We start from the raw sequence: 19,479 nt of genomic DNA, 5'->3' as shown, positions 1-19,479 counted from the left end.
TGGAACAACTTGAACCCCTCGCGATGGTTGCCGAACTCGAGCGGAGCACCTAAAGCAATTCCTCGGAAGCTGACAGCCCGGGCAACATGGGTTTCCTGAGCGATGTCTACACCGATGACCAGGTGTTGAACGGTAATGTTTACAATGAGTTGATTTTGCTTGTCTTGTGCCTTAAACTTTATAGTAGAGCGACCTCCTGATGGGCTTTTTGAGGCAATGACCTCGTGCGTAACCCCATCGTACCGAGGCGCTCGTTTTTATTCAAACTACAAATTATTCGTTTTACAGGAATTCTAACGGGAAACGATAGCTCAATAAATTCATGTGAAGTCAATCGTAGTAGTGGTTGGCTTCTTTGACTTTAATGATTTCATTTAAAACCATAGTTATAACTTCCTAACTCAAATTGTTCATTATGAAGGAGTTACTTCCCGCTATCGGTCATTCATAAAGGACCTGAAACGGGCAATTTATACACTAATTCTAAGCGAAATAGGAATGTTTGTTTGTAGATGGATGCATTGGAAGCATAAGTATGCCATGAGTTTTTGGAAGCATAAGCTTGCCAAATGGCAAACTTATGGGTTAAGTCTCAGCGGTCCTACCTCTTTTTCAGTCCCAATAGTCCACTTTCTAACCTTCGATAATGTTAATTTATCGAGGGTTAGAAAGCAGGCTTGGTTTTTTGATAAATTCCATGTTATAGTTAACCATAAAATAGCGGTTAACCAGTTAACATTAGATTATATAAGGGTTTCTTGGTTAACCATTATATATAATGGAGGATATTATGAACAAGACAAAAGGATTCAAAATGGATGAAGAAAAGCTCGAAGAAGTGAATGCGCGCATTTCGGCGACTGGATTGGAATCAACAGAATGGCTAGAATCCTTAATGGCGTTGGAGACGCTTCACAATATAAGAAAGAATGATCCGCGTATTGAAGAAGATTTAAAAGACCTGGAGAAACATATGAATGTGATCTACAGTCTTTTTATCCGGATAAATCAAAAAGCAATAGAGGTCGTTGAGGAAACAAAGGCAGACTCGGATGAAAAGAACGATCGGCATGCCATTGAGCTTGATGAGTTAAATAGAGAGATAACTGAACTGAAAAAAGAGGTAGCAGTCCTAAAACGAGATAATTCTCTTCTGGCTGAACATAAGAATGAGGCTCGGATTGAGGCTGAACGTAATAAAAAATCAGTAGATACTTTGGAGCAGCTTAATAGACATATGGCAGAAGAGAATAACCGTCTAAACATTCAATTAAATGAATTGCAGAAGATATCTGATGAGTATCTGGAGTTAAAAGAGACGATAAATACAATGGAGCAAAATTACCAAAGCAAAATCACTGAACAAAACGTTGTAATTAATCAATTAAATAAGGAACTCACTGAAAAAAGGAATCTGATCGATAAACAAGTTGATGATTCAAGGAGGAGAGAAGAAGAATACGAGAAGAAGCTGAATGAGCAGAGGAAAGAAATTGAATTGGAGTATAAAGAGAAGTTGTTAGAAGAACGTATGAAAATTCAAGAAGAGACTGCAGCAAAGATTAGTGAATTGAACCTACAACATTCTAGATCCATGTTAAAATTAGTACAAGAGGTTAACGATGAAAACAAAAAGAGTGGCGATGAGGCTAATCCCTCTATTAAAGAATAAATAGTCCTATAAGTATTTATATAATCTAAGTTAGATAGTAGAAGGGGGAGGAGAATGGAAAATCACCCTATTGATCCTGAGGGATCTCAAACACAATTATTTTTGTCATTGAAAAAAGAAGAGCTCATTAAGCAAAGTAGACAGTTAATTTCACACTCGCAGTCAGAGAATACAAACAAGGCATATCGTAGTGACTTTGCATTGTTTGAAAAATGGTGTCGTGAATATGACTATATTTCTTTGCCAGCAAGTGAAGAGTGTTTGGGTAACTACATATCCGACCTTGTTCTTCATGATTATAAAGCCAACACAATTTCAAGAAAACTGAGTGCTATTCGTTTTGCTCACGAAACTGCTAAGATGGAATTTCCGTTTACTTACGCTATTCAACAGATTCTTGCTGGTACCAGGAGACACTTAGGAACAAAGCAAAAGGGCAAAGATCCAATAACAATTCCAATGTTGCAAGAAATGGTTCATGCTATAGATGGAATAGAAAATGAGGTGAAAAAAAAGAGGGACAAGGCGATACTTTTAATAGGCTTCATGGGTGCCTTTCGTAGAAGTGAATTGACTGGAATTGATCTGGAAGATATTACATTAGTTGAAGACGGTCTTATGGTTGAATTGAAAAAGTCAAAGACGGATCAGCTTGGTGAGTCAGAGAGCTTAGCAATCCCTTATGGCCAGTTCGATCACACTTGTCCAGTACGAGCCTATCTTAATTGGATTTCTGCAGCTGGAATTGACAATGGTCCATTGTTTAGGAGTATTAATCGTCATGGGAAAATTTCAGGGAACCGACTATCCGACGGGGCAGTTGCTGAGATTGTGAAGTACTACGCCGAAAAATGTAACTACGACATTTCGAAGTATTCTGGTCATAGTCTTAGAGCTGGCTTTGTAACTACGGCTGCTAAGGCAGGTAAAAGCGAGTGGGCAATTGCAAAACAGAGCAGGCACAAGTCAATGACAACTTTAAGAAGATACATTCGGTTGGGGAATGCCTTTGAACAAAATGCAGCAAATGATTTAGGACTGTGAATGCGTTCCTTTCCATTTTATATCTATGACTCTTTAAACTGCTTTTACAGTAAAGACCTCAAGAAGCAAAGCTTGTAGATTTTAAAACCCCGACAATGTTAGCTCAGACTAAAATAATTATAAAAACCCACCGTTCGGCCGCGAACCTAATAGCACGGTGGGATTTTTCGTGTGTTTCCCTCAAATACTCTAAAAAAGATCCTTAACTCTGGGACTCGTAATTGAGGACGACTGTTTTCTATTAACTAAAGAGCACGTTGGTTCAACTTTTATTGTTATATAAAATAGCAACAGCTGAAGGGAGAAAATATATGAAGAGAGTAATAATTGGCGGATTATTATTGTTTACTGGGTCATTGATATCTTTATCTATTATCCTGGCTGCTGCATTATATGCTCCAAGTATCACAGCTTGGAGTGGATCAAAGTTATGGTATACTATCTTCGGTGCAGAACGATATGGGGATGAAGTAGTACAGAGTTTATCTTTGGGTTTCCCGTTCATTATGGGTGTTATACTGTTCGTTATTGGTTTGATAGTATTGGTGAGAGAGTATTTTATTAAGGATTAACAAAGTCAGAGACAATTCGTTAAGCTACGGGCAGGATAGTTGAATTAATTGGTGTATAAAGAATTAATTAAAATACTAAAGTGAAGGAGAATCATGAATAAAAGGCAAAGAAAAAAACTGAGATTACCTTGGAAGCAAAAGCATAGCATTATGCTAAATACTGTGAGATTAAGTCGCAAGAAGCATTATAACTAAGAATGGTATGCTCTAAGGTATAGTTTATTGCCGATGGGTGAGCATGACTACAGCCTCTTGAACAACGAATACTGGGTTGAGGAAATGCAGGTCAGTGAATATTCCTATGCTACGCACTGGTTTATTGCAGTGTATTGTTTTGATAAAGACAGTCTTCGAATTCTCACCTTCCCTTGCTCAAGTGATGGAAGCAGTTCAACTATCTCGCCAGTACGTATATGTGACTATGGCCATTCCCCGTGTAAAACTACTGTCTTCAAGGACTTCGAAAAAATAAAACTACAAATATTGAACGATAACTATTGGGTTTAAAAAACGATTATCTGTAAATTAACGAAAATCGATAGTCCAATAATACAAAGAAGCAGCTGATCAATAGGATCGGCTGCCTTTGTTCAACTAACGGGCAGTGTGACAATTTATACATAAAATTCACCCATATGAGGAAAAATCATGGTGAGGTGATTGTATGAGGAAAAATTTGATGTCCATTCTAGTCCTTTCTATCGGGGCTATATTATCCATTCCGTCAGTAAGTGCAGCTCATCCACATGATGAAGTGACTAAAGGTAAGGATTCGATTGAATGGGTTGCATTGTGGGGATTTCCACAAACAAGAGAAAAACAATTGGAGCGTATGTTAACGACTGAATTGCAAAGGAAGACACTATTTGCGCTCCAAGAAAAACAATACTTAAAGTCAGGGAAAGAAAATGTTTATAGCATTGAACCGTTTCAAGTAGCGAATATGAGAACAGTAGAAGGTGGTTTTTATGTATTGGATGTAATAGCAAGTGTTCACAAGGTGATTAACAATAAGGTAGACAAAAAAGTAGAAAAATATCAAATAACTTTCCGCCACAGTTACGATTTAGGATTTGTCGTCACGAATGTAGTAAAAAAATTAACCACCCTAAGTTGTTAAACTAAGCGGAAATATTAGCACGATATATGGTTTGTTGCAGAAGGATGGGGGGAACTTAGAGATTGCTTAACAATTTGGTGGTAACCGGGGGATATGAAAAAAGAAGCGAGTTCCATTGCAGGAACTCGCTTTTTCTTTCTTATTTTTCATCCATTTGGCGTTGAGCCGAATCTGAGAAGATGACTTTTACCGCTGCAATGATCTTATCCTTGTCTCCCTTGGAGAGAGGCTTACCGTACAATTGTAAGCCGGCATCATTAATTAAGGATGTGAGCTCCTTTAATTCAGGAGTGTCCGGATGGAAACCTTTTTTATCTGCAGCATAACCAGCTAGGTAATCAGGAGTCACATGTAAAGCAGCCGCAAGAGAGTAGATATCTTCAATCGATGCAGAGACACTTCCCTGCATAATTTCTGTGATTTGTTCCATGGGGATTTCGGTTTTTTTAGCAAGAGAGACGAGATCCACAGATTCCTCTTCTATCAGTTGTTTTAGTCGTTGAAGGAAGATCTCTTTTCGTTCAATTTCCGTAATGTCTGGAGTGTCGGTTTTTACAATGCCTGCCTTTTGAAGCAAAGTCTCATAAGGGATATTATATCCTCTTGCAAATTTAGCTAATTTGTCTGTTTGAACAATGATTTCTTTTCCCGAACGCGGGTCAACGCCACTTTCAACATTCTTAATGTAAGAGTGACTTATTCCTGTTACTTCCATAGCTTGTCTATATGAATATTTCTTTTCTTCTCTGACCTGTTTTAAGTATTGTCCTAAAATGGCAGATGGTGAACTAGTAGCCGAATTAGGTTCAATAGATACATCTTTATTTGTAGTGGTCATAAAAAGTGCCGCCTTTCGAGTGTCTTAAAATAGTAGAGAAATTATATTTACATCAAGCAGCCAAACAACTCTGATCGATGATCGCCATCATATTTACTAATTATTGCATTCAAATGTAAATCTTCGTTTACATTAGTGATATTTTGTGTAATTCTTGGTTGACACCTATACTAATCATTAAGTAATATATTCAATGGAAGAGGTTCTTATTCCTCCATCTGCAAATGGAGGCCTTATTTCAAAAGGATATTTAACTACATATAGATTATTACAACTGGAAAGGAGAACGTTCTTTTGACTGTAAGTCACTCCGCTAAACTTAAAATTAGAAACAATGTCCGTTCATTTCGAAAAAAGAACGGTGAGACTCAAAAGGACCTCGCTGATGCAGTAGGCGTTACCAGACAAACGATCAGCAAAATTGAGAAACAGAATCATGTGCCGGATTTTACATTAGCCATTCATCTAGCTTTCCACTTTAAAGTAATGGTGGATGATCTATTTGAGGCTGATATGAAATAAAGTGTATTCAATGGATTACGAAAATGTACACCGTTGATTACATTTTAGCACAAAAAAATGACTAAGAATAGCACGATGCAAAAAAAAGTTGGTCAGAAAATTAAGCATAGTAAAAAAAAGAGGTGGGTTGAGAATGCATTCGTCTATTGAGCTTTTAGCCAGTTACCAGGGACATCGAAGTAAAGTCCTTAAAAACAAGCGGGTTAAGCAAAATATTACCTTCGATGATTTTCTAAGTCCGGAAGAAACCTATGAACTTTTGAGTCATCGAGGTATGAGCCGAATCATCTCTCATTGTAATTATGCGATTAACTCTATTGGGTTCCCTGTAGGAGAAAAGATCGATGACGAGCAACTTAGCCAACTTCCAACATTGGAACAGTGTATTGTAAAACTAGTAATTGAGGATCGTAAAGGTTACCAGGAGATTAAAGAGTTATATCCAAGCTTGCAACCGGCTGAAATCGAGCGATTATTCAAAACTGCTCTGCGAAAGCTTACGAAGCATATTCGAGATAGTAATCCGAGTAAGAATTAAACCTTGGGGAGGAAAAGACTATGTGGTATGCATTACAAGTTAAAACAGGCTTTGAGTTAGAGATCGCTCATCGGTTAAATCAGTACGCGGTGGTAAAAAAGGTGAATGGATTGATTCATGGGATATTTGCTGGAGTTAAAAAAGTTGTAAATTTAACAACTAAAGGTCGTAAGCTAAATGTGGATTCCGTCCTTTCAGGATACATTTTTGTAAAGCTTGAGGATCTGTCGGCAGAGTTGTGGCACTTTTTTAAGGAAGTTCCGGGTGTTTATAAAGTGTTGGATTGGTCCCCAATCTCATCTGAAGAGATTGAACACTTACATAACCAATGTAAGGGTGAAGTCGAAGTTGAAGTTCCTGTTAAGGCTGAAGAACCTACTGTAAAACATCAAACACTAGATTCATTACCCAATCAAAACACTGTTAAATCTTGTCAATTACAATCTATTGAAGAACAAACAAATGTGAAAGAAGATTATCAAACAATTAATAATTCTGATATTCATGCGGATAACAACGTAGAAAAGTTAAGTTTGTTTAGCCTAGCCTTTGATATCGTGCGTAAAGGCAAACGCACATTGATGAGAATTCCTATCTCTCTATACCGGGAAGTAAGGGAATGGGACACTGGGCTGACAGAGTTGCGGAATGAAAAAAGCCCGCGATATGTGTGGAATTCGCTTGTGAATTATATGAAGTCAATGAAAAGGGCTAGAAACAAAGTGCTAAACGAATAAATGCAGATAAGGCCTGTTTTTTTGTGCTCAGTACCTTCCTGTTCTGTATATGTCACGGAAGATAATTTCGTTAATTCTTTCTTTAGAGTGCATTCTAATGCAGCCTATTTCTATCTTTAATCAAATAATCAAAAGTTTATAGTAGTGAAGCACAGCTAAGCATTAGGAGGTAATTGTGTGCCAAGAAAAAAAAGTTTTCTGAAATTGTATTTACCTATGGTGGTATTAGGGATTGTAATTGTTTTTTGTGCCGGCATGTTATTCAGACCAAATGAGGATATGATTCAAAACATTGCACCTGATGAGGCTCATGAGCAATCTAAGGAACGTATTAGTGTGGTTAAAGCGGATGTCTATGATAAGCAGCAAGACAGTGACTATCTTGTTTATTTTTACTCGGATGAATGTCATGTATGTAACTCATATAAACCAACATTGGAAAAGTACAGGTCTAATGAAGATGCACTAAACGTATATGGTGTGGATGTTCTTGATCCAGATGCCAAAACTATACTCAAGGATCTGAATATCAATGAAACACCTACATTAATTCGGATCACACGAGGCATTGAATCGTGGAGAGCATTAGGCGATCTACCTATTAGCTTATTACCAATACATCCTGAAAAAATTTAGAGTGGAGGTACCTTTTTGTACGCTAAGACTCATATGCTTTTGGGGGGAGTAGTAGGTTATTTAATTTCCCCCACATGGCTCGGTGTATTGGGCGGTATAGGATCCGCTATAATATCTGATATCGACGAACCTAAGAGCTTCATAGGTAGACGTGTATTTCTTGTTTCAATCCCTTTAAAATGGACGATGAAACACAGGACTGTTACACATTCTTTATTCTTTTCGATTCTATTTTCTTGTCTATTTGTTATAAGTGCATTGATAATATCGATTTTCACTGATGCAACGCCAATTTTCACTCTAAGCTATGTTGTATTTGGGGGTATCCTTTCACATATTCTTGGTGATATGGTCACTGGGAGAGTGAGTTTGTTATGGCCACTATACAGAAAGAAGATAGGAATTAAGGTACCGTTTTGGCTCTATCGGGTAATCGATATGTTGTTTCGTTTAGCACTAGTGTATTTGATCATTAACAACCTTATTTTTGGTGACGTCATTAACAACCTATTGAAGAATAAATTATTCTAACTTTAGGAATGACTTTCGGATGAAATACGTTTCTTTTCATAGCCAGCAATCAATACAAACCTCCTTCTGAGTTCCATTGAAGGAGGTTTTTTTGTATATGACGAGGGGAGGCGAACGAATATATAAAGATTCTCATCAGATAAATATAAATATTACGGTTTTACAGCTTTAGAAAATGGAGGAATGGAAATGAAAGCATTGAAATCGAAAAAATTTTGGATCATGTTAGGCCTTGTTGCGGTATTATGTTTAGCTTTTGCCACCGTGACATCTGCTTCTACTAAACTAGATCCGACCAATGTTGATAGCTTTAAAACATGGACAAAAGATTCTGCCGATCGTGGAGCAAGCGCGGTAAGAGAGGTCTTTGGCTGGATTGCTGCTATTTTCTTAATGTGGGGTGCATTTATGTTCCTTACAGCCGGTGGGGATTCTAATAAAATTCAGGGTGCTAAGGATAAATTCAAGTATACTCTCATTGCACTTGCCGTTGTTATCATGGCTGATAAAATTGTGGGTCTCTTCTACGGTATCTTTGGCGGCAACTTAACCTAACATGCAATAAAGGAGTGACTCGTAATGTACGGCAGGCAGCATCTATTGACCTATAAGAGTAACGAAAAAACCAAAGTAATTTACGGACTGTCATTTTTTCAAGTGGGTTGGTGGATATTGGGTGGTTATTTATCACTACAAGTGATTAACTACATTCCTAAAATACCTGGAATTGGTACAGTGGGTTATATTCCGCATTTAATACCATTCGTCATTTGCTTGGCTTTTGCACATATAAAGCATCCTTCCACTGGGCAAGATCTTCATCGTTTTCTGATGGGGTATGTCTCGTGTCGTTACCGCAAAAGAACATTTCTATAAAATAAATAAACTACTTTTGTGAGGTGAATAACTATGGATATCGTTTTGGGCTTGGTATTAGTAGGGGCAGCATTGTTTATACATTCCCAAGGAAGAAAAACGAAAAAAGCACAGAAAAATGCTACAAAAAAAGCAAAATAATTTCTATAAAGATGCCCTAATATATTAGGGCATTTTTCTTTTATTTGGTGTGAGTTACTTTTCTGTGAGGTGAAAAAAGATACATGGATATTATTTTAGTTGTAGCTATTGTTGGTGTGCTCATTTTTTTACAATTCGGTGGAAAGACAAAGAAAAAGGAGAAGAAGGAATCCGCTAAAGACTGGTTTCAAGTTCAAGAAATAACGACTGATGGCTTAATCACTACCCCGGACGACCGGTATATGTACATGCTTGAAGTTCAACCAATATCGTTTGCTTTAAAGTCTCCGAAAGAGCAAGAAGCAATCTGGTTAGCATTCCGCGAAACGATTAATACCATCCCACATCCACTTCGTTTCAAGTCTGAAAGTCATCCTTATGACTTGGAAAGTTATTTCCAGGATTTGAAATCACAAGCTTATGAAACAAATGATCCAATGGATTTGGAATATGTGGATGAAATGCAAGAAACCTTCTTTGGAATTGTCGAAGCAAATAAAATTCAAGACCGCAAATATTTTGTTTTTCTCGAAACAGATTCAAGATACTTGCTAGACCTGACTACTGAAACATCGATTCCTATCATTAACGATCTTCTTAGAAAAAATGCTTCCAGAAAAGGTATAGAGCACGATATAGATACGGTAAAACAGGAGCTTACTAACAGTATGAGGATTATGCAATCTAAATTCTCTGATGTTGGCATCGTGACTACGGAAATGGATCGGCAAAAAGTGTTGCAATACTTATATCGTACACAAAATCGGGAGATCGCCGGCTTGGTTAGTTTAGAAGAATTTATTGGTATGGTAAATGAAGACGGGCAGGTTCCTCATTCCTTTGGCAAATCTATATATACACAGGAGGATGCTCATGCTTAAAATCCCAAAATTGTTCAATCGGAAAAAAGAAATTGACGAAACAGAGAGTTCAGAGGAAGAATTCAAGCTTCAAGGTTTAACCGAACAAGAAGCCGATATTATTGCCCCACCCTCAATTATTGAACGTATGCCAGGTGAAAACAATGCAACCGACTACTGGGTTGAGTTCGGCGATAATACGGGAGGGGCATCATACCTCCGCACATGGTTTCTGAAATTTACAGGGCGAACCACTTTCGTCGGAATGTTCGACCCGATCATGTTAAGTGAAGGTGATGGGGCAGTAGACATAACCGTGTCCATTGAGCCTGCAGAAATAAGTCATGAAATCAATGTAATATCCAATCGGATAGCGGTTTTACGGGCAGAGTTAACGCAAGAGCATAACCCTGGAAAAGTCGGCGCAATGATGCAAGAACTATCTGATTTAGAAGAGCAATTAGGTCGACTCAGGGTCAATGCTGAAAAGTTGTTTAACACATCTGTAGCACTCAATGTTTCTTCAAACACTCCTGACAAGCTAAGGCGTCTTAGTCGAACGATTATTAAACGTCTTAGTGGTATGGGGATACGCTTCAATGCTGCTGATACTAGACAGCTTGAAGCATGGAGACATACTGTGGGCATCGGGCCAAAAGTCATCGCAAAGCCTCATATTAAAGAAATGGAGAGTAGTAACGTAGCCGATTTTTTCTTGTTCGGGTATGGAGGACTATCTCACCGTAAGGGTGTGCTTTTGGGTTTTGACCACTTTCGCAGACCTGTTTTTTATGATGGATGGGATCGACGACTTAATAACAGCAATATGGTTGTGTTCGGACGAGCTGGTTCAGGAAAATCATTTGCTATTAAAGTCTTAACGAGAAGGTCCGCAGCCCTTGGTATCAGCACAGGAATTATTGATCCTGAGAGGGAATATAAAAATCTTGTTTTGGCGATGAACGGACCTTATGCCGAATTGTCTCCTAAACATGCTGATTACCAACGATTAAATTATTATGATGTTCGAGAAGAGGAAGACGAGCGGGGACGAGTTTTCGTCGATATTGAGGAAGCATATCAAGGTGTCCAAGCAGTAATATTCAAAATGATCCGTACCGTTGATGAGAGTGCTCTTACAGGGGCAGTCAAAGTGGCCGTACATGATACAACGATTAAGCTGTATAAACAATTTAACATCAATAGTAGTCCTGAGAGTTTGTATGAGCTAGTAAACAATGAATATGTTATTAAGGAAATGCCAACTCTCTATGATCACTACCAGCTTATGCTGCAAGATGAGAGACTATCGGGTGTTACTCCACTCATCAAGTTGTTCACACGAGAGGGCGGGGACGACTCCAAAGCTATCTTTGATGGCCAGTCAACGTTTAAGATTGGGGAGGGCCGTGTTTTTGGAATCTCCACAGCCGACTTGGACGAAGAATGGATGAAACCTATTGGTTCATTTATTGCGAATAAGTGGACATGGGAGAGGTTTGGAAAGAAGGATCGTTTCCGCAAAAAAAGAATTATATCCGATGAGGCTCAGCTGCAGATGGAAGATCCAGAACAGGCAAAATGGTTGGAGAATGCATACCGGCGGGGAAGAAAATTGAATGTTTCCATGTGTGCGGTAACCCAAGGATTTGAAGTCTTTCTAAGGGTTCCAGAGGGAATGGGAATTCTAAAAAATGCTCCGACAAAATTATTACTTCGCCAAGAGAGTATTGACATCGATGCAGTACAAGGGAAATTCAACTTGGCAGAAGGTGAAGCTCGCTTCTTACTTACTGCAAGTGCTGGCGTAGGTATATTGAGAGTTAATGAAGAATCAACGATTGTCTCCATCCAACCAACGGCAAATGAATACTGGTTGTATACCACCAATCCTAATGATTATGAACAAGGTATTGGAGCGTGATGTGAGAGATGGCAAATATAAAATTCAAGGGTCTCATCCTGAGACTTTGTTTGGCATTGCTCATTTTGGGCTTTATACTTCCAACGGTAAGTGGTATAGCATCAGCTGAAACTCAAACAGAAACATCGAATGAGGCTGCAAACAGTCCCACCGACCAAATAAGGAACGGTGTATTTGGCGATCGCTTGGATGATGATGGAGATCCTGGGTACTTGGAGAGGCAGTTAGCTTCTTTGGTAGTTAACTTTGCTGATTTTATCCGGAAGACACTTGGACTCAAGGATTTTAACGAGCTTATTTTTCTCCAAGGAACTGAAAACCTTGTTTTTAACACTTTCGAATCGTCTATTTTTAGTGTCATTGTTGATTTTTTCAATTCATTTTTAACAGTAAGTGCTTGGTTAGCAGTCTTCAGTCTATTTGTTTGGGCTTTTATGATTATGTTTAAAGGTGGCACTCAACAAGGTCAAATCAGTATCACTAACATGGCACAAGGACTTGTGATTTATTTTGTTGGATTGAACATGGCTGGATACATGTATAAGCTTCTTTTTGATATTAACTACATGGTCGTTCTTTGGGCTATAGATGGAATGAAAATGGCAACGGGCTGGGATGTTATGCAGGTCAACATCCTTGAAATCCTCACTTCTGAAACTAAAAGCCTCGGCCAAGCGGCCCTGGTGATTCTGATAGTTTTCTGTGTAGGTATGCTTAACTATCAATATGCTTTGCGATTGGTAACCTTAATCTTCTTAATGGTTATTTTTCCTTGGGTTTTATTCCGTTGTACGACACCAGGGGCTCAAAAAGTGCTTGATGACTGGTTTAGGGAATTTGCAGCACAGATATTTACTCAGGCGGGTCATGCAATAGGTTATGCCATCTTTATCTCCTTACTCGCCAAAACTCCTAACTTCTTTATTCTACTTGTATTCTTAGTGGGTATGCCTACGATTACAAGTTTGATCCGACTCCCTATCGGGGCGCATGGTGGGGGTACCGTAAGTGGTGGTTTTGGTATGGGAACAGTCATGGCCGTTCAAGGTATCGTCAGAGGCTTAAAAGGGAATGGAGGGGGAAAATCCAATACAACAAGCTCTGATACCAAGGGGATTCTTCCTTCGGGTTCAGGAGGTGCTTCACCAGCAATGGCAACGGCAGGTTCATATGGTATTAGTCCAGTAAGTGCTCCAAGCTTTGGTTCTATGATGGGCAGTTCAAACTTGGCGCCTGTTGCACCTACAAAAGGGGCCCTTGCTAAGAACGCTCCAGGTGGAGCTGCGAACAAGGTATCTTCCGGAATGAGGGGGGGACCTTCAAGTAGTGGCACCTCAACTACTACACAAGCTTCATCACCAATTAAAAGTTATGTAGATTCTAAAGGTGGAACGATGGGGTTAATGCAATCGGCTGCTATTGCCAGTACTAAAGCTGCAGGTAAAGTGGCGAAACAAACAGCTAGGGTAGCTGGGGCCAGTGCAGGATTTATCGCGGGTAGTGCATTGTCGGGGAACCTATCTGGTGGGTTTGTTGGAGCTGCATTAGGAGCTCAAGCAGTTGGGAAAATTGAACAAGGCGTTGGATCCCTAGCAAAAGGAGCGCGAGAGGCTGGTAGAGCATTTCAATCATACCGATCAGAAAAGCCTATAACTGAAACTCAGTTGGCCTCTGCCCCGTTAGCATTGCCAATGGGTAGTGGTCCTATCATGGCACTTCCCGCCGGTCCAGGTGTACAACCTGGAGGAGGTAACAGTAGAACGGCAGAACTACCGGGTCCAGTTCATACACCTCTGGCTGAACAAGGAGGAGTTATGGTTTCTTCAAAACCAGGCTATCCAGGTCATTCTTCGGTTTCTATCCCTTCTCAGAGTCTCTCAAATCAGGCAGGGAGTGTTGCAGGTAAACAAGGGCAAACAGTACAGGCTAGACCACCACAAAGGCCGTCTGGTCCAATGAATAATCCTTCGACTATAGTTCCACCGAACATGAGAAGTCCTATTGGCCAACAAGCAACGCAGAATCAAAGAAACCGGAATAATATGAACTATCTAGAACGACAGTTCCATCAGGGTCGTCCTAATCATAATCAATCTGGTTCTAAACCCGAGAGTCCAATTCAAGGAGTATCATTAACTCAAGCACAACCGCCATTACCCGCTCCTGGACATAATGGAGATCCTGGACCAATTCCACCACCAGCTATGGATCAGTCATATGGATTTTCTGACCCAAGAGAAAACAGTAAGCCGAAACAGGTAATTATTGATATACCTCCTTCCATACGGAAAAATGAATAGAAAATTCTTTGAAAATGTCTTTTCTGTCCAACGACAGGAAAGGCATTTTTTCATAGATTGAGGAAGGTGATCAAGATTGAGTTTAGAAGGGCTTTTCCAAGCAGGAAAAAGTGCTGCTAAAAAGTACATGGCTCGGAAACTGGCGAAACTCGGGAAAAAAATCGCTAAAAAACTAATCATTAAACTATTACCGTACATCTTAATTGTGGCTGCCGTACTAATTGCTTTTTTGAGTATTTACTCTCTATTCTTTGGTGCTCCTGATGATTTCAAAAAGGAATCTGGACAGATGGCTATCTTTACTACCGACGAACATGATCCGGAGTGGAACCTACAAAAAGACAAAGAATTACAGGAAAAGTATATTCAATTATCTGAGAACGGATTAGGCGAAAGTGATGAGTACAGCTTTGGATCCAAGAAGGGAGTTCCTTATCAAGAAAGTCCATTTGAACAAGCTACAACATACCAAATATCCTGGGCGTTAATAGCCGCTGCTGACCGTGTTATAGGTGACCCAATTGTTGGTGATGGAAGTACCAGAAAACCAGATCCAGAGCGAACGTACAAAGCGATAGGGCCACGTTTTACGTGGAAAGACACGGTGGTAATTGTGGAGACAAAAACTACAACATATCGTACAGTGACGGACGATGAGGGTAACGACACTCAAGAAAGAGTCGTCAATGTGGATACACAGAAATACAAAACTAAACTCATTACCACAGTTGACCAGTACGATCAAACGGTAAACATAGATTACCGTACCGAAACGGTTCAAACAGGAGATAGTGATAACTATACGAAGGTGACAGCTGAAGTCCAGAGTTCTGTTGTTTCTACGCCTCGTGTGCCAGATCGGCTAGTTACCTTTTTAATAGACCATGGATTGATTGAAGACGATGCTGAATTTGTCGTTGAGCTCGCGAAGGTATACGACCCTTTATATGTTGGATTCCCTGGTAGTGGGGATGGGAATGGACAAGGAGGAAGCTATGTTAATGGACAAATCCCTCCAGAATTCATTCCAATTTATAAAGCTGCTGCAAAGAAGTACGGAATTCCATGGTATGCGCTCGCGGCCATACACAATGTAGAAACGACATTTTCAACAGATCCTACTATGGTATCTAGTGTAGGCGCTGTCGGGCATTTGCAGTTTATGCCTGCTACGTGGGTAGGTTGGAAATACGAGATTGGTGGCGGATTGGTATCTGATTCGCTAGATATTACGGATCTGAATGTTATCAAAGCTGGAGGAGGCTACGGCGTTGATGCTAATGGCGATGGTAAGGCGGATCCGTGGGACATTGAAGATGCAATATTTTCAGCGGCAAATTATCTATCCAAGAATGGTTATAACAAGAACCCCGCAGCTGCTATTAGGCTATATAACCATGCGGACTGGTACGTAGACAAAGTATTAGCTCTTATTGAACTCTATGAGAAGCCTGCACCACTTTGGGCATCAGCAATCCATCCAGTAGATAAAGATAAATACCGTGTGTCCAGTCTATTTGGTTATAGGATTCATCCGATTACAAATGTGAAAACGATGCACTCAGGTATTGATCTGGCTGCACCCGCGGGCACCCCTGTAAAAGCACCATTAGACGGTGTTGTTACCTTTGTAGGGACAAAAAGCGGATACGGAAACACAATTATTATAGATCATGGGGGAGGTTTCCAGACGCTATATGGCCACTTATTAGACAGCAGCACGTTAGTCAAAAATGGCCAACAGGTAACCGCAGGTGAGCAAATCGCAGGGGTAGGCTCTACTGGTAAATCAACCGGGAACCACCTTCATTTTGAAATTATTGAGAATGGTATGAAAATAGATCCAAAAACGTATATGACGTTCTAATGATTATTTGTGAAAGGGGGGATGCAGAACATTTCCCAGTTCAAATTAGGATGAAAGAGGTAAGAATATGAGAAAAAAAGGTTTCATGTTTTCACTAATGATGGTGCTTATGCTTGTTTTTTCTGTACCTTCTTTTGCATCAAGCAGCAATAGCAATTCAGGATTGGACATTCCAAGTACCAATAGTAATACTAGCCTTGATCTATCTACCGTGGATAAAGGAAGATTCTCAAAAGGCATGGATGCCTTAACCAAGGATGCAGAGACAGTAGGAGGAAAGATGGCTTATCCATTGTTTTTCTTCTGTTTGATTGTCGGAATCATCCTTATGGTGTGTGGGATCTTTTCAAAAAAGCTTTTAGCATTAGGTGGATTGGCGCTTGTCATTGGCTTTGGGATTATGTTTGTATTAGGTGATCTCCGGAAAGCAGTAGATTACATGGATTACGTAGCCACGACCATTCGCAACTATTTTTAAGACATACTTTTTGACTTGAAGAGCGACGGAAGTTCCGTCGCTCTTTTTTTATCTACAGGTAAGACGTCTTTGACGAACAGGAGGAATAATCATGCATGTTGCTGTTATTTGTAAGCCAACCAGCTACGAGCGCATTTCCGTAGCCATTAATGGGTTAAACCCAAGTATAAAAATTTCCTCAGCCCTTACTTCTTGGAATTCGGCTCTCGATTATGTTCAGAAACAAAAAATTGATGGTTTAGTGATTGAAGAAAGTCTTCCTTTCTTTATCCAGGTTAGTTCACTCCCGTTGCCCAGTCTGGTGTATTCAGGTACGCGTGATTTTAGAAATGCGGCTAAGGATTGGATTCAATCTCTTGGACTAGAGATTGAAAGTACCAGTCGCCAAACATATCACTCCCAAGATGCTGGAAATGATGATGAAAGTAAGAGTGAGGATAGTCTGCAAAATATCCCAACAGATAAAACAGGAGCAAAGGTCGCCATTGTTGCAAAGAATACCAGTTTAATTGAGCTAATTGAATCTTTTGGAGGTATCCAGGTTGTAGCGAAAAGCAATAAGTTCAATGATGTGATGGATTTGGAGAAGTTAAATAACCCTGAGGTTATCTTCCTTGAAGAAGGTGTGATGCCTAAGGACGAACCCACCTTGAGAGATTTGAAAATTCTTCAGGTAGTAAGCCATTTTCAATCTTCAGAAAATACTCGTCTTGCGATGATGTTATTTGAGCGGAAAAACAACAAACTATACCAGCGCTTAGTGTCAAAAGGTTACTATCACTTTTTAGCCAGAAATAATGTGTCATCTGCAGATATTGAACGTCTCGTAAAAGTTCCCAACACTCTACAAGACGTAACAGAATATCAAGATTCTCCTCAAGCAATGGACCCAGTGGGGAATCAAGTAAATATATCCCAGAATGAAGTGGTTACGAAGGTGGAGGAAAAAGTTGAGGTTTCACCTGATACAGACCCGGAGAATACAGATCACCCTTCAGAGCCTTCGTTTCTGTCTTCTCGTCCTTCGGTCAATCCACCAAAGATTGAGGTGGCTATAAAACCTGCCGAAATACCACATATGGACGTTGAAGTGAAAACACCGACAGTAACCCATGCTTCACCGGCTGAAGGAGTTGAGGAGCCATCTAGGCCTAGTGAGGAACAAAAACCACTGGAAGTTGGTGAGACTCCAAAGGGAACGAAAGGGACCATATTAAAGAATCCCATTTTTCAAATATTTAGAAGGTCAAAAGATACAAGCAAGCAGGATGGTGATGTTCACGAGAGTACCACTCATGCAAAGGGATATTCACCTTTTTCCTATCCAATGCCACATCGAATTATCTTTTACTCCCCAAAGGGAGGGGCGGGAGCAACGTCCATGATTTTATCTTTATCAGAAGGTGCAGAAGACAAAGCACTTGGTGTAGCCGAAATATCGTATAGCTATGGACAGATTGCAGGGAAATTAGGGCTACATCCTTCTCATACCATTGCGGATACTCCTGATGGTCTCGAAGAATTGGCTCTATGTAAGAATAAGTATCTTTGTGCCCCATGGATTTACTCAAGTAAAAAACCTTTCAATGATACTTTGCTGAGAGTGTGGTTGGTACGAGCTGAGAGAGCCTTTGTGGGGAAAACAATTCTAGCAGATCTTCAGAGTCAGAGTTCACCTTTACTGCTCATGGCTTCACATGAATGGTGCACAAAATCAATTTGGGTTGTTCAGAACTCTGATGATCATCTGGGTATGGCTGACATTCAAATGTCTCATCTAAAAAGAATGGGAGATGAGTGGAAGAAAATCGGTCTTATTATCCAGGGAGGAGGAGAGGGGAAGATCCCTTGGGAAGATGCTTTAGGTGTACCTGTGATTGGAAAACTTGGTTCTAGTATTTCCAACAAAGATTGGAAGAGACAGCTTCAAGATCATGTAGCTGAACATTTGGGTTTACGTTCCATTGTCTAACTTTTTGCGAAAATACAGGCTTGTAAATCAATGATATCGAGGAGGATTCAGATGAAAAAAGCATCAAAGCGTTTTGGGAAAACAATTATATTTATGAGTTTAGTCTCTCTATTGGTAACTGGAACTTCATTGGCTCAATCAAGCAACGCAATTCAAGCACTTATTGAAAGTAATTTGAAAATCTTTAAAGATGGTCAGCAGCTAACGTTAAGAAATGCGGAGGGGAAAAAGATTGATCCGGTTATCATTGAAGGGAGTGTTTATCTTCCTATCCGGTCCATTTCTGAAACGCTAGGTTGGGGGATCGAATGGGACAAGGGATCCAAAGCGGTCACACTTGTTGAGCCAGATACTGGTATTGATCCAAATCAAACGACGACTCCTGTTAATGAGGTTAGTAAACCGGTGACTTTGGTAGAATTCCCTGGGATTCTCGATAGCAAACTACTCTTAACTACTATCGCAAGTGATCTACAGGTGGGAACTGTCTCATTCTCACAAGGAGGGATATTAAAAGGTAAATCAGCAAGGACGACAATTGATTTCGCCACCGAGGAATACGACAACCTGTCTCTATATATGGCTGTAAAAAAAGAAGCACCCGCTACTACGAAGACTAACACAAGTACGAACGTCAATGAACCAGTTGAAGTAAGGTTCTTAGACATTGACGGCAAGAAAGAAATTGCCTTTTATACAACAAGTATCCGACCTACTGACGGAGCAAAGAAATTCACATTAGACCTAAGGGGTAAGAAGAAAATTCGAATCGTTTTAACAAGCGATTTGACGGATACTCAATTGATTCTTGGTGATCCCATTTTCCAGTAGAGGTTAGTAGACTTTTGATT

At 39.8% G+C, this 19,479-nt stretch carries 19 protein-coding genes and 1 pseudogene; 18 read left to right on the top strand and 2 right to left on the bottom strand.

Annotation, left to right across the window (positions count from 1 at the left end):
• A pseudogene (locus HP552_RS35560) lies at positions 1-182 on the bottom strand (IS110 family RNA-guided transposase); the annotation flags it as partial.
• Positions 183-790: 608 nt separating this feature from the next.
• Here HP552_RS35560 and HP552_RS05550 point away from each other — a divergent pair.
• From HP552_RS05550 to HP552_RS05535, 4 genes are all read left to right on the top strand, one after another.
• Positions 791-1,672: a coiled-coil domain-containing protein gene (locus HP552_RS05550; protein ID WP_175394590.1), complete on the top strand. Its 882-nt coding sequence runs from the start codon at positions 791-793 to the stop codon at positions 1,670-1,672.
• Between the two features lie 54 nt (positions 1,673-1,726).
• Entirely contained in the window at positions 1,727-2,716 is a 990-nt protein-coding gene (locus HP552_RS05545) for a site-specific integrase (RefSeq protein WP_175394589.1), read from the top strand.
• A gap of 311 nt (positions 2,717-3,027) precedes the next feature.
• On the top strand, positions 3,028-3,288 hold the full coding sequence (locus HP552_RS05540) for a hypothetical protein (RefSeq protein ID WP_175394588.1): 261 nt from the start codon (positions 3,028-3,030) through the stop codon (positions 3,286-3,288).
• 679 nt (positions 3,289-3,967) lie between these two features.
• The gene (locus HP552_RS05535; RefSeq protein WP_175394587.1) at positions 3,968-4,408 is read left to right on the top strand and encodes a hypothetical protein; all 441 of its coding nucleotides are present in this window, start codon (positions 3,968-3,970) and stop codon (positions 4,406-4,408) included.
• Positions 4,409-4,547: 139 nt separating this feature from the next.
• Here the strand turns inward: HP552_RS05535 and HP552_RS05530 are convergent, their stop codons facing one another.
• Complete coding sequence (locus tag HP552_RS05530) at positions 4,548-5,246, bottom strand: helix-turn-helix transcriptional regulator (RefSeq protein ID WP_024633667.1); 699 nt, start codon at positions 5,244-5,246, stop codon at positions 4,548-4,550.
• Between the two features lie 294 nt (positions 5,247-5,540).
• Here HP552_RS05530 and HP552_RS05525 point away from each other — a divergent pair, with 294 nt between their 5' ends.
• The 14 genes from HP552_RS05525 to HP552_RS05460 all read left to right on the top strand — a co-directional run bounded on the left by HP552_RS05525 (position 5,541) and on the right by HP552_RS05460 (position 19,459).
• Positions 5,541-5,768 carry a helix-turn-helix transcriptional regulator gene (locus tag HP552_RS05525; RefSeq protein WP_217506324.1) on the top strand — a complete coding sequence of 76 codons (228 nt, stop codon included), beginning with the start codon at positions 5,541-5,543 and terminating at the stop codon, positions 5,766-5,768.
• A 133-nt stretch (positions 5,769-5,901) separates the two neighbouring features.
• The gene (locus HP552_RS05520) at positions 5,902-6,306 is read left to right on the top strand and encodes a hypothetical protein (protein WP_175394586.1); all 405 of its coding nucleotides are present in this window, start codon (positions 5,902-5,904) and stop codon (positions 6,304-6,306) included.
• Between the two features lie 20 nt (positions 6,307-6,326).
• Complete coding sequence (gene nusG, locus HP552_RS05515) at positions 6,327-7,043, top strand: transcription termination/antitermination protein NusG (RefSeq protein ID WP_175394585.1); 717 nt, start codon at positions 6,327-6,329, stop codon at positions 7,041-7,043.
• Positions 7,044-7,220: 177 nt separating this feature from the next.
• On the top strand, positions 7,221-7,679 hold the full coding sequence (locus tag HP552_RS05510; RefSeq protein ID WP_175394584.1) for a thioredoxin domain-containing protein: 459 nt from the start codon (positions 7,221-7,223) through the stop codon (positions 7,677-7,679).
• 33 nt (positions 7,680-7,712) lie between these two features.
• Positions 7,713-8,210, top strand: coding sequence for a metal-dependent hydrolase (locus HP552_RS35740; RefSeq protein WP_376768941.1), 498 nt, complete (start codon positions 7,713-7,715; stop codon positions 8,208-8,210).
• A 189-nt stretch (positions 8,211-8,399) separates the two neighbouring features.
• Positions 8,400-8,765 carry a hypothetical protein gene (locus HP552_RS05500; RefSeq protein WP_175394582.1) on the top strand — a complete coding sequence of 122 codons (366 nt, stop codon included), beginning with the start codon at positions 8,400-8,402 and terminating at the stop codon, positions 8,763-8,765.
• A gap of 24 nt (positions 8,766-8,789) precedes the next feature.
• Positions 8,790-9,086: a hypothetical protein gene (locus tag HP552_RS05495; protein WP_024633674.1), complete on the top strand. Its 297-nt coding sequence runs from the start codon at positions 8,790-8,792 to the stop codon at positions 9,084-9,086.
• A gap of 224 nt (positions 9,087-9,310) precedes the next feature.
• Complete coding sequence (locus HP552_RS05490) at positions 9,311-10,108, top strand: TraC-like domain-containing protein (protein ID WP_175394581.1); 798 nt, start codon at positions 9,311-9,313, stop codon at positions 10,106-10,108.
• Positions 10,101-12,011: a VirB4 family type IV secretion system protein gene (locus tag HP552_RS05485; RefSeq protein WP_024633676.1), complete on the top strand. Its 1,911-nt coding sequence runs from the start codon at positions 10,101-10,103 to the stop codon at positions 12,009-12,011. Before HP552_RS05490 ends, HP552_RS05485 begins: the two co-directional genes overlap by 8 nt.
• An 8-nt stretch (positions 12,012-12,019) precedes the next feature.
• The gene (locus tag HP552_RS05480; RefSeq protein WP_175394580.1) at positions 12,020-14,311 is read left to right on the top strand and encodes a mediator complex subunit 15 domain-containing protein; all 2,292 of its coding nucleotides are present in this window, start codon (positions 12,020-12,022) and stop codon (positions 14,309-14,311) included.
• 76 nt (positions 14,312-14,387) lie between these two features.
• Positions 14,388-16,178 carry a peptidoglycan DD-metalloendopeptidase family protein gene (locus HP552_RS05475; protein ID WP_175394579.1) on the top strand — a complete coding sequence of 597 codons (1,791 nt, stop codon included), beginning with the start codon at positions 14,388-14,390 and terminating at the stop codon, positions 16,176-16,178.
• Positions 16,179-16,245: 67 nt separating this feature from the next.
• Entirely contained in the window at positions 16,246-16,656 is a 411-nt protein-coding gene (locus HP552_RS05470) for a hypothetical protein (RefSeq protein ID WP_024633679.1), read from the top strand.
• A 91-nt stretch (positions 16,657-16,747) separates the two neighbouring features.
• Complete coding sequence (locus HP552_RS05465; protein WP_175394578.1) at positions 16,748-18,628, top strand: hypothetical protein; 1,881 nt, start codon at positions 16,748-16,750, stop codon at positions 18,626-18,628.
• Positions 18,629-18,679: 51 nt separating this feature from the next.
• Positions 18,680-19,459: a stalk domain-containing protein gene (locus tag HP552_RS05460; RefSeq protein WP_024633681.1), complete on the top strand. Its 780-nt coding sequence runs from the start codon at positions 18,680-18,682 to the stop codon at positions 19,457-19,459.
• Positions 19,460-19,479: the final 20 nt, after the last annotated feature.

Origin of the sequence: Paenibacillus xylanilyticus (assembly GCF_013359935.1) — a bacterium.
GTDB lineage: Bacteria > Bacillota > Bacilli > Paenibacillales > Paenibacillaceae > Paenibacillus > Paenibacillus xylanilyticus.
The sequence above is the reverse complement of the archived record's forward strand: the minus strand, read 5'-3'. Positions and strand labels throughout refer to the sequence as shown.

Bases quoted from the DNA above. Each gene is read 5' to 3' on its own strand.
- HP552_RS05550 (WP_175394590.1), top strand. From the start codon at position 791: ATGAACAAGACAAAAGGATTCAAAATGGATGAAGAAAAGCTCGAAGAA.
- HP552_RS05545 (WP_175394589.1), top strand. From the start codon at position 1,727: ATGGAAAATCACCCTATTGATCCTGAGGGATCTCAAACACAATTATTT.
- HP552_RS05540 (WP_175394588.1), top strand. From the start codon at position 3,028: ATGAAGAGAGTAATAATTGGCGGATTATTATTGTTTACTGGGTCATTG.
- HP552_RS05535 (WP_175394587.1), top strand. From the start codon at position 3,968: ATGTCCATTCTAGTCCTTTCTATCGGGGCTATATTATCCATTCCGTCA.
- HP552_RS05530 (WP_024633667.1), bottom strand. From the start codon at position 5,246: ATGACCACTACAAATAAAGATGTATCTATTGAACCTAATTCGGCTACT.
- HP552_RS05520 (WP_175394586.1), top strand. From the start codon at position 5,902: ATGCATTCGTCTATTGAGCTTTTAGCCAGTTACCAGGGACATCGAAGT.
- nusG (WP_175394585.1), top strand. From the start codon at position 6,327: ATGTGGTATGCATTACAAGTTAAAACAGGCTTTGAGTTAGAGATCGCT.
- HP552_RS35740 (WP_376768941.1), top strand. From the start codon at position 7,713: ATGCTTTTGGGGGGAGTAGTAGGTTATTTAATTTCCCCCACATGGCTC.
- HP552_RS05500 (WP_175394582.1), top strand. From the start codon at position 8,400: ATGAAAGCATTGAAATCGAAAAAATTTTGGATCATGTTAGGCCTTGTT.
- HP552_RS05495 (WP_024633674.1), top strand. From the start codon at position 8,790: ATGTACGGCAGGCAGCATCTATTGACCTATAAGAGTAACGAAAAAACC.
- HP552_RS05490 (WP_175394581.1), top strand. From the start codon at position 9,311: ATGGATATTATTTTAGTTGTAGCTATTGTTGGTGTGCTCATTTTTTTA.
- HP552_RS05485 (WP_024633676.1), top strand. From the start codon at position 10,101: ATGCTTAAAATCCCAAAATTGTTCAATCGGAAAAAAGAAATTGACGAA.
- HP552_RS05480 (WP_175394580.1), top strand. From the start codon at position 12,020: ATGGCAAATATAAAATTCAAGGGTCTCATCCTGAGACTTTGTTTGGCA.
- HP552_RS05470 (WP_024633679.1), top strand. From the start codon at position 16,246: ATGAGAAAAAAAGGTTTCATGTTTTCACTAATGATGGTGCTTATGCTT.
- HP552_RS05465 (WP_175394578.1), top strand. From the start codon at position 16,748: ATGCATGTTGCTGTTATTTGTAAGCCAACCAGCTACGAGCGCATTTCC.
- HP552_RS05460 (WP_024633681.1), top strand. From the start codon at position 18,680: ATGAAAAAAGCATCAAAGCGTTTTGGGAAAACAATTATATTTATGAGT.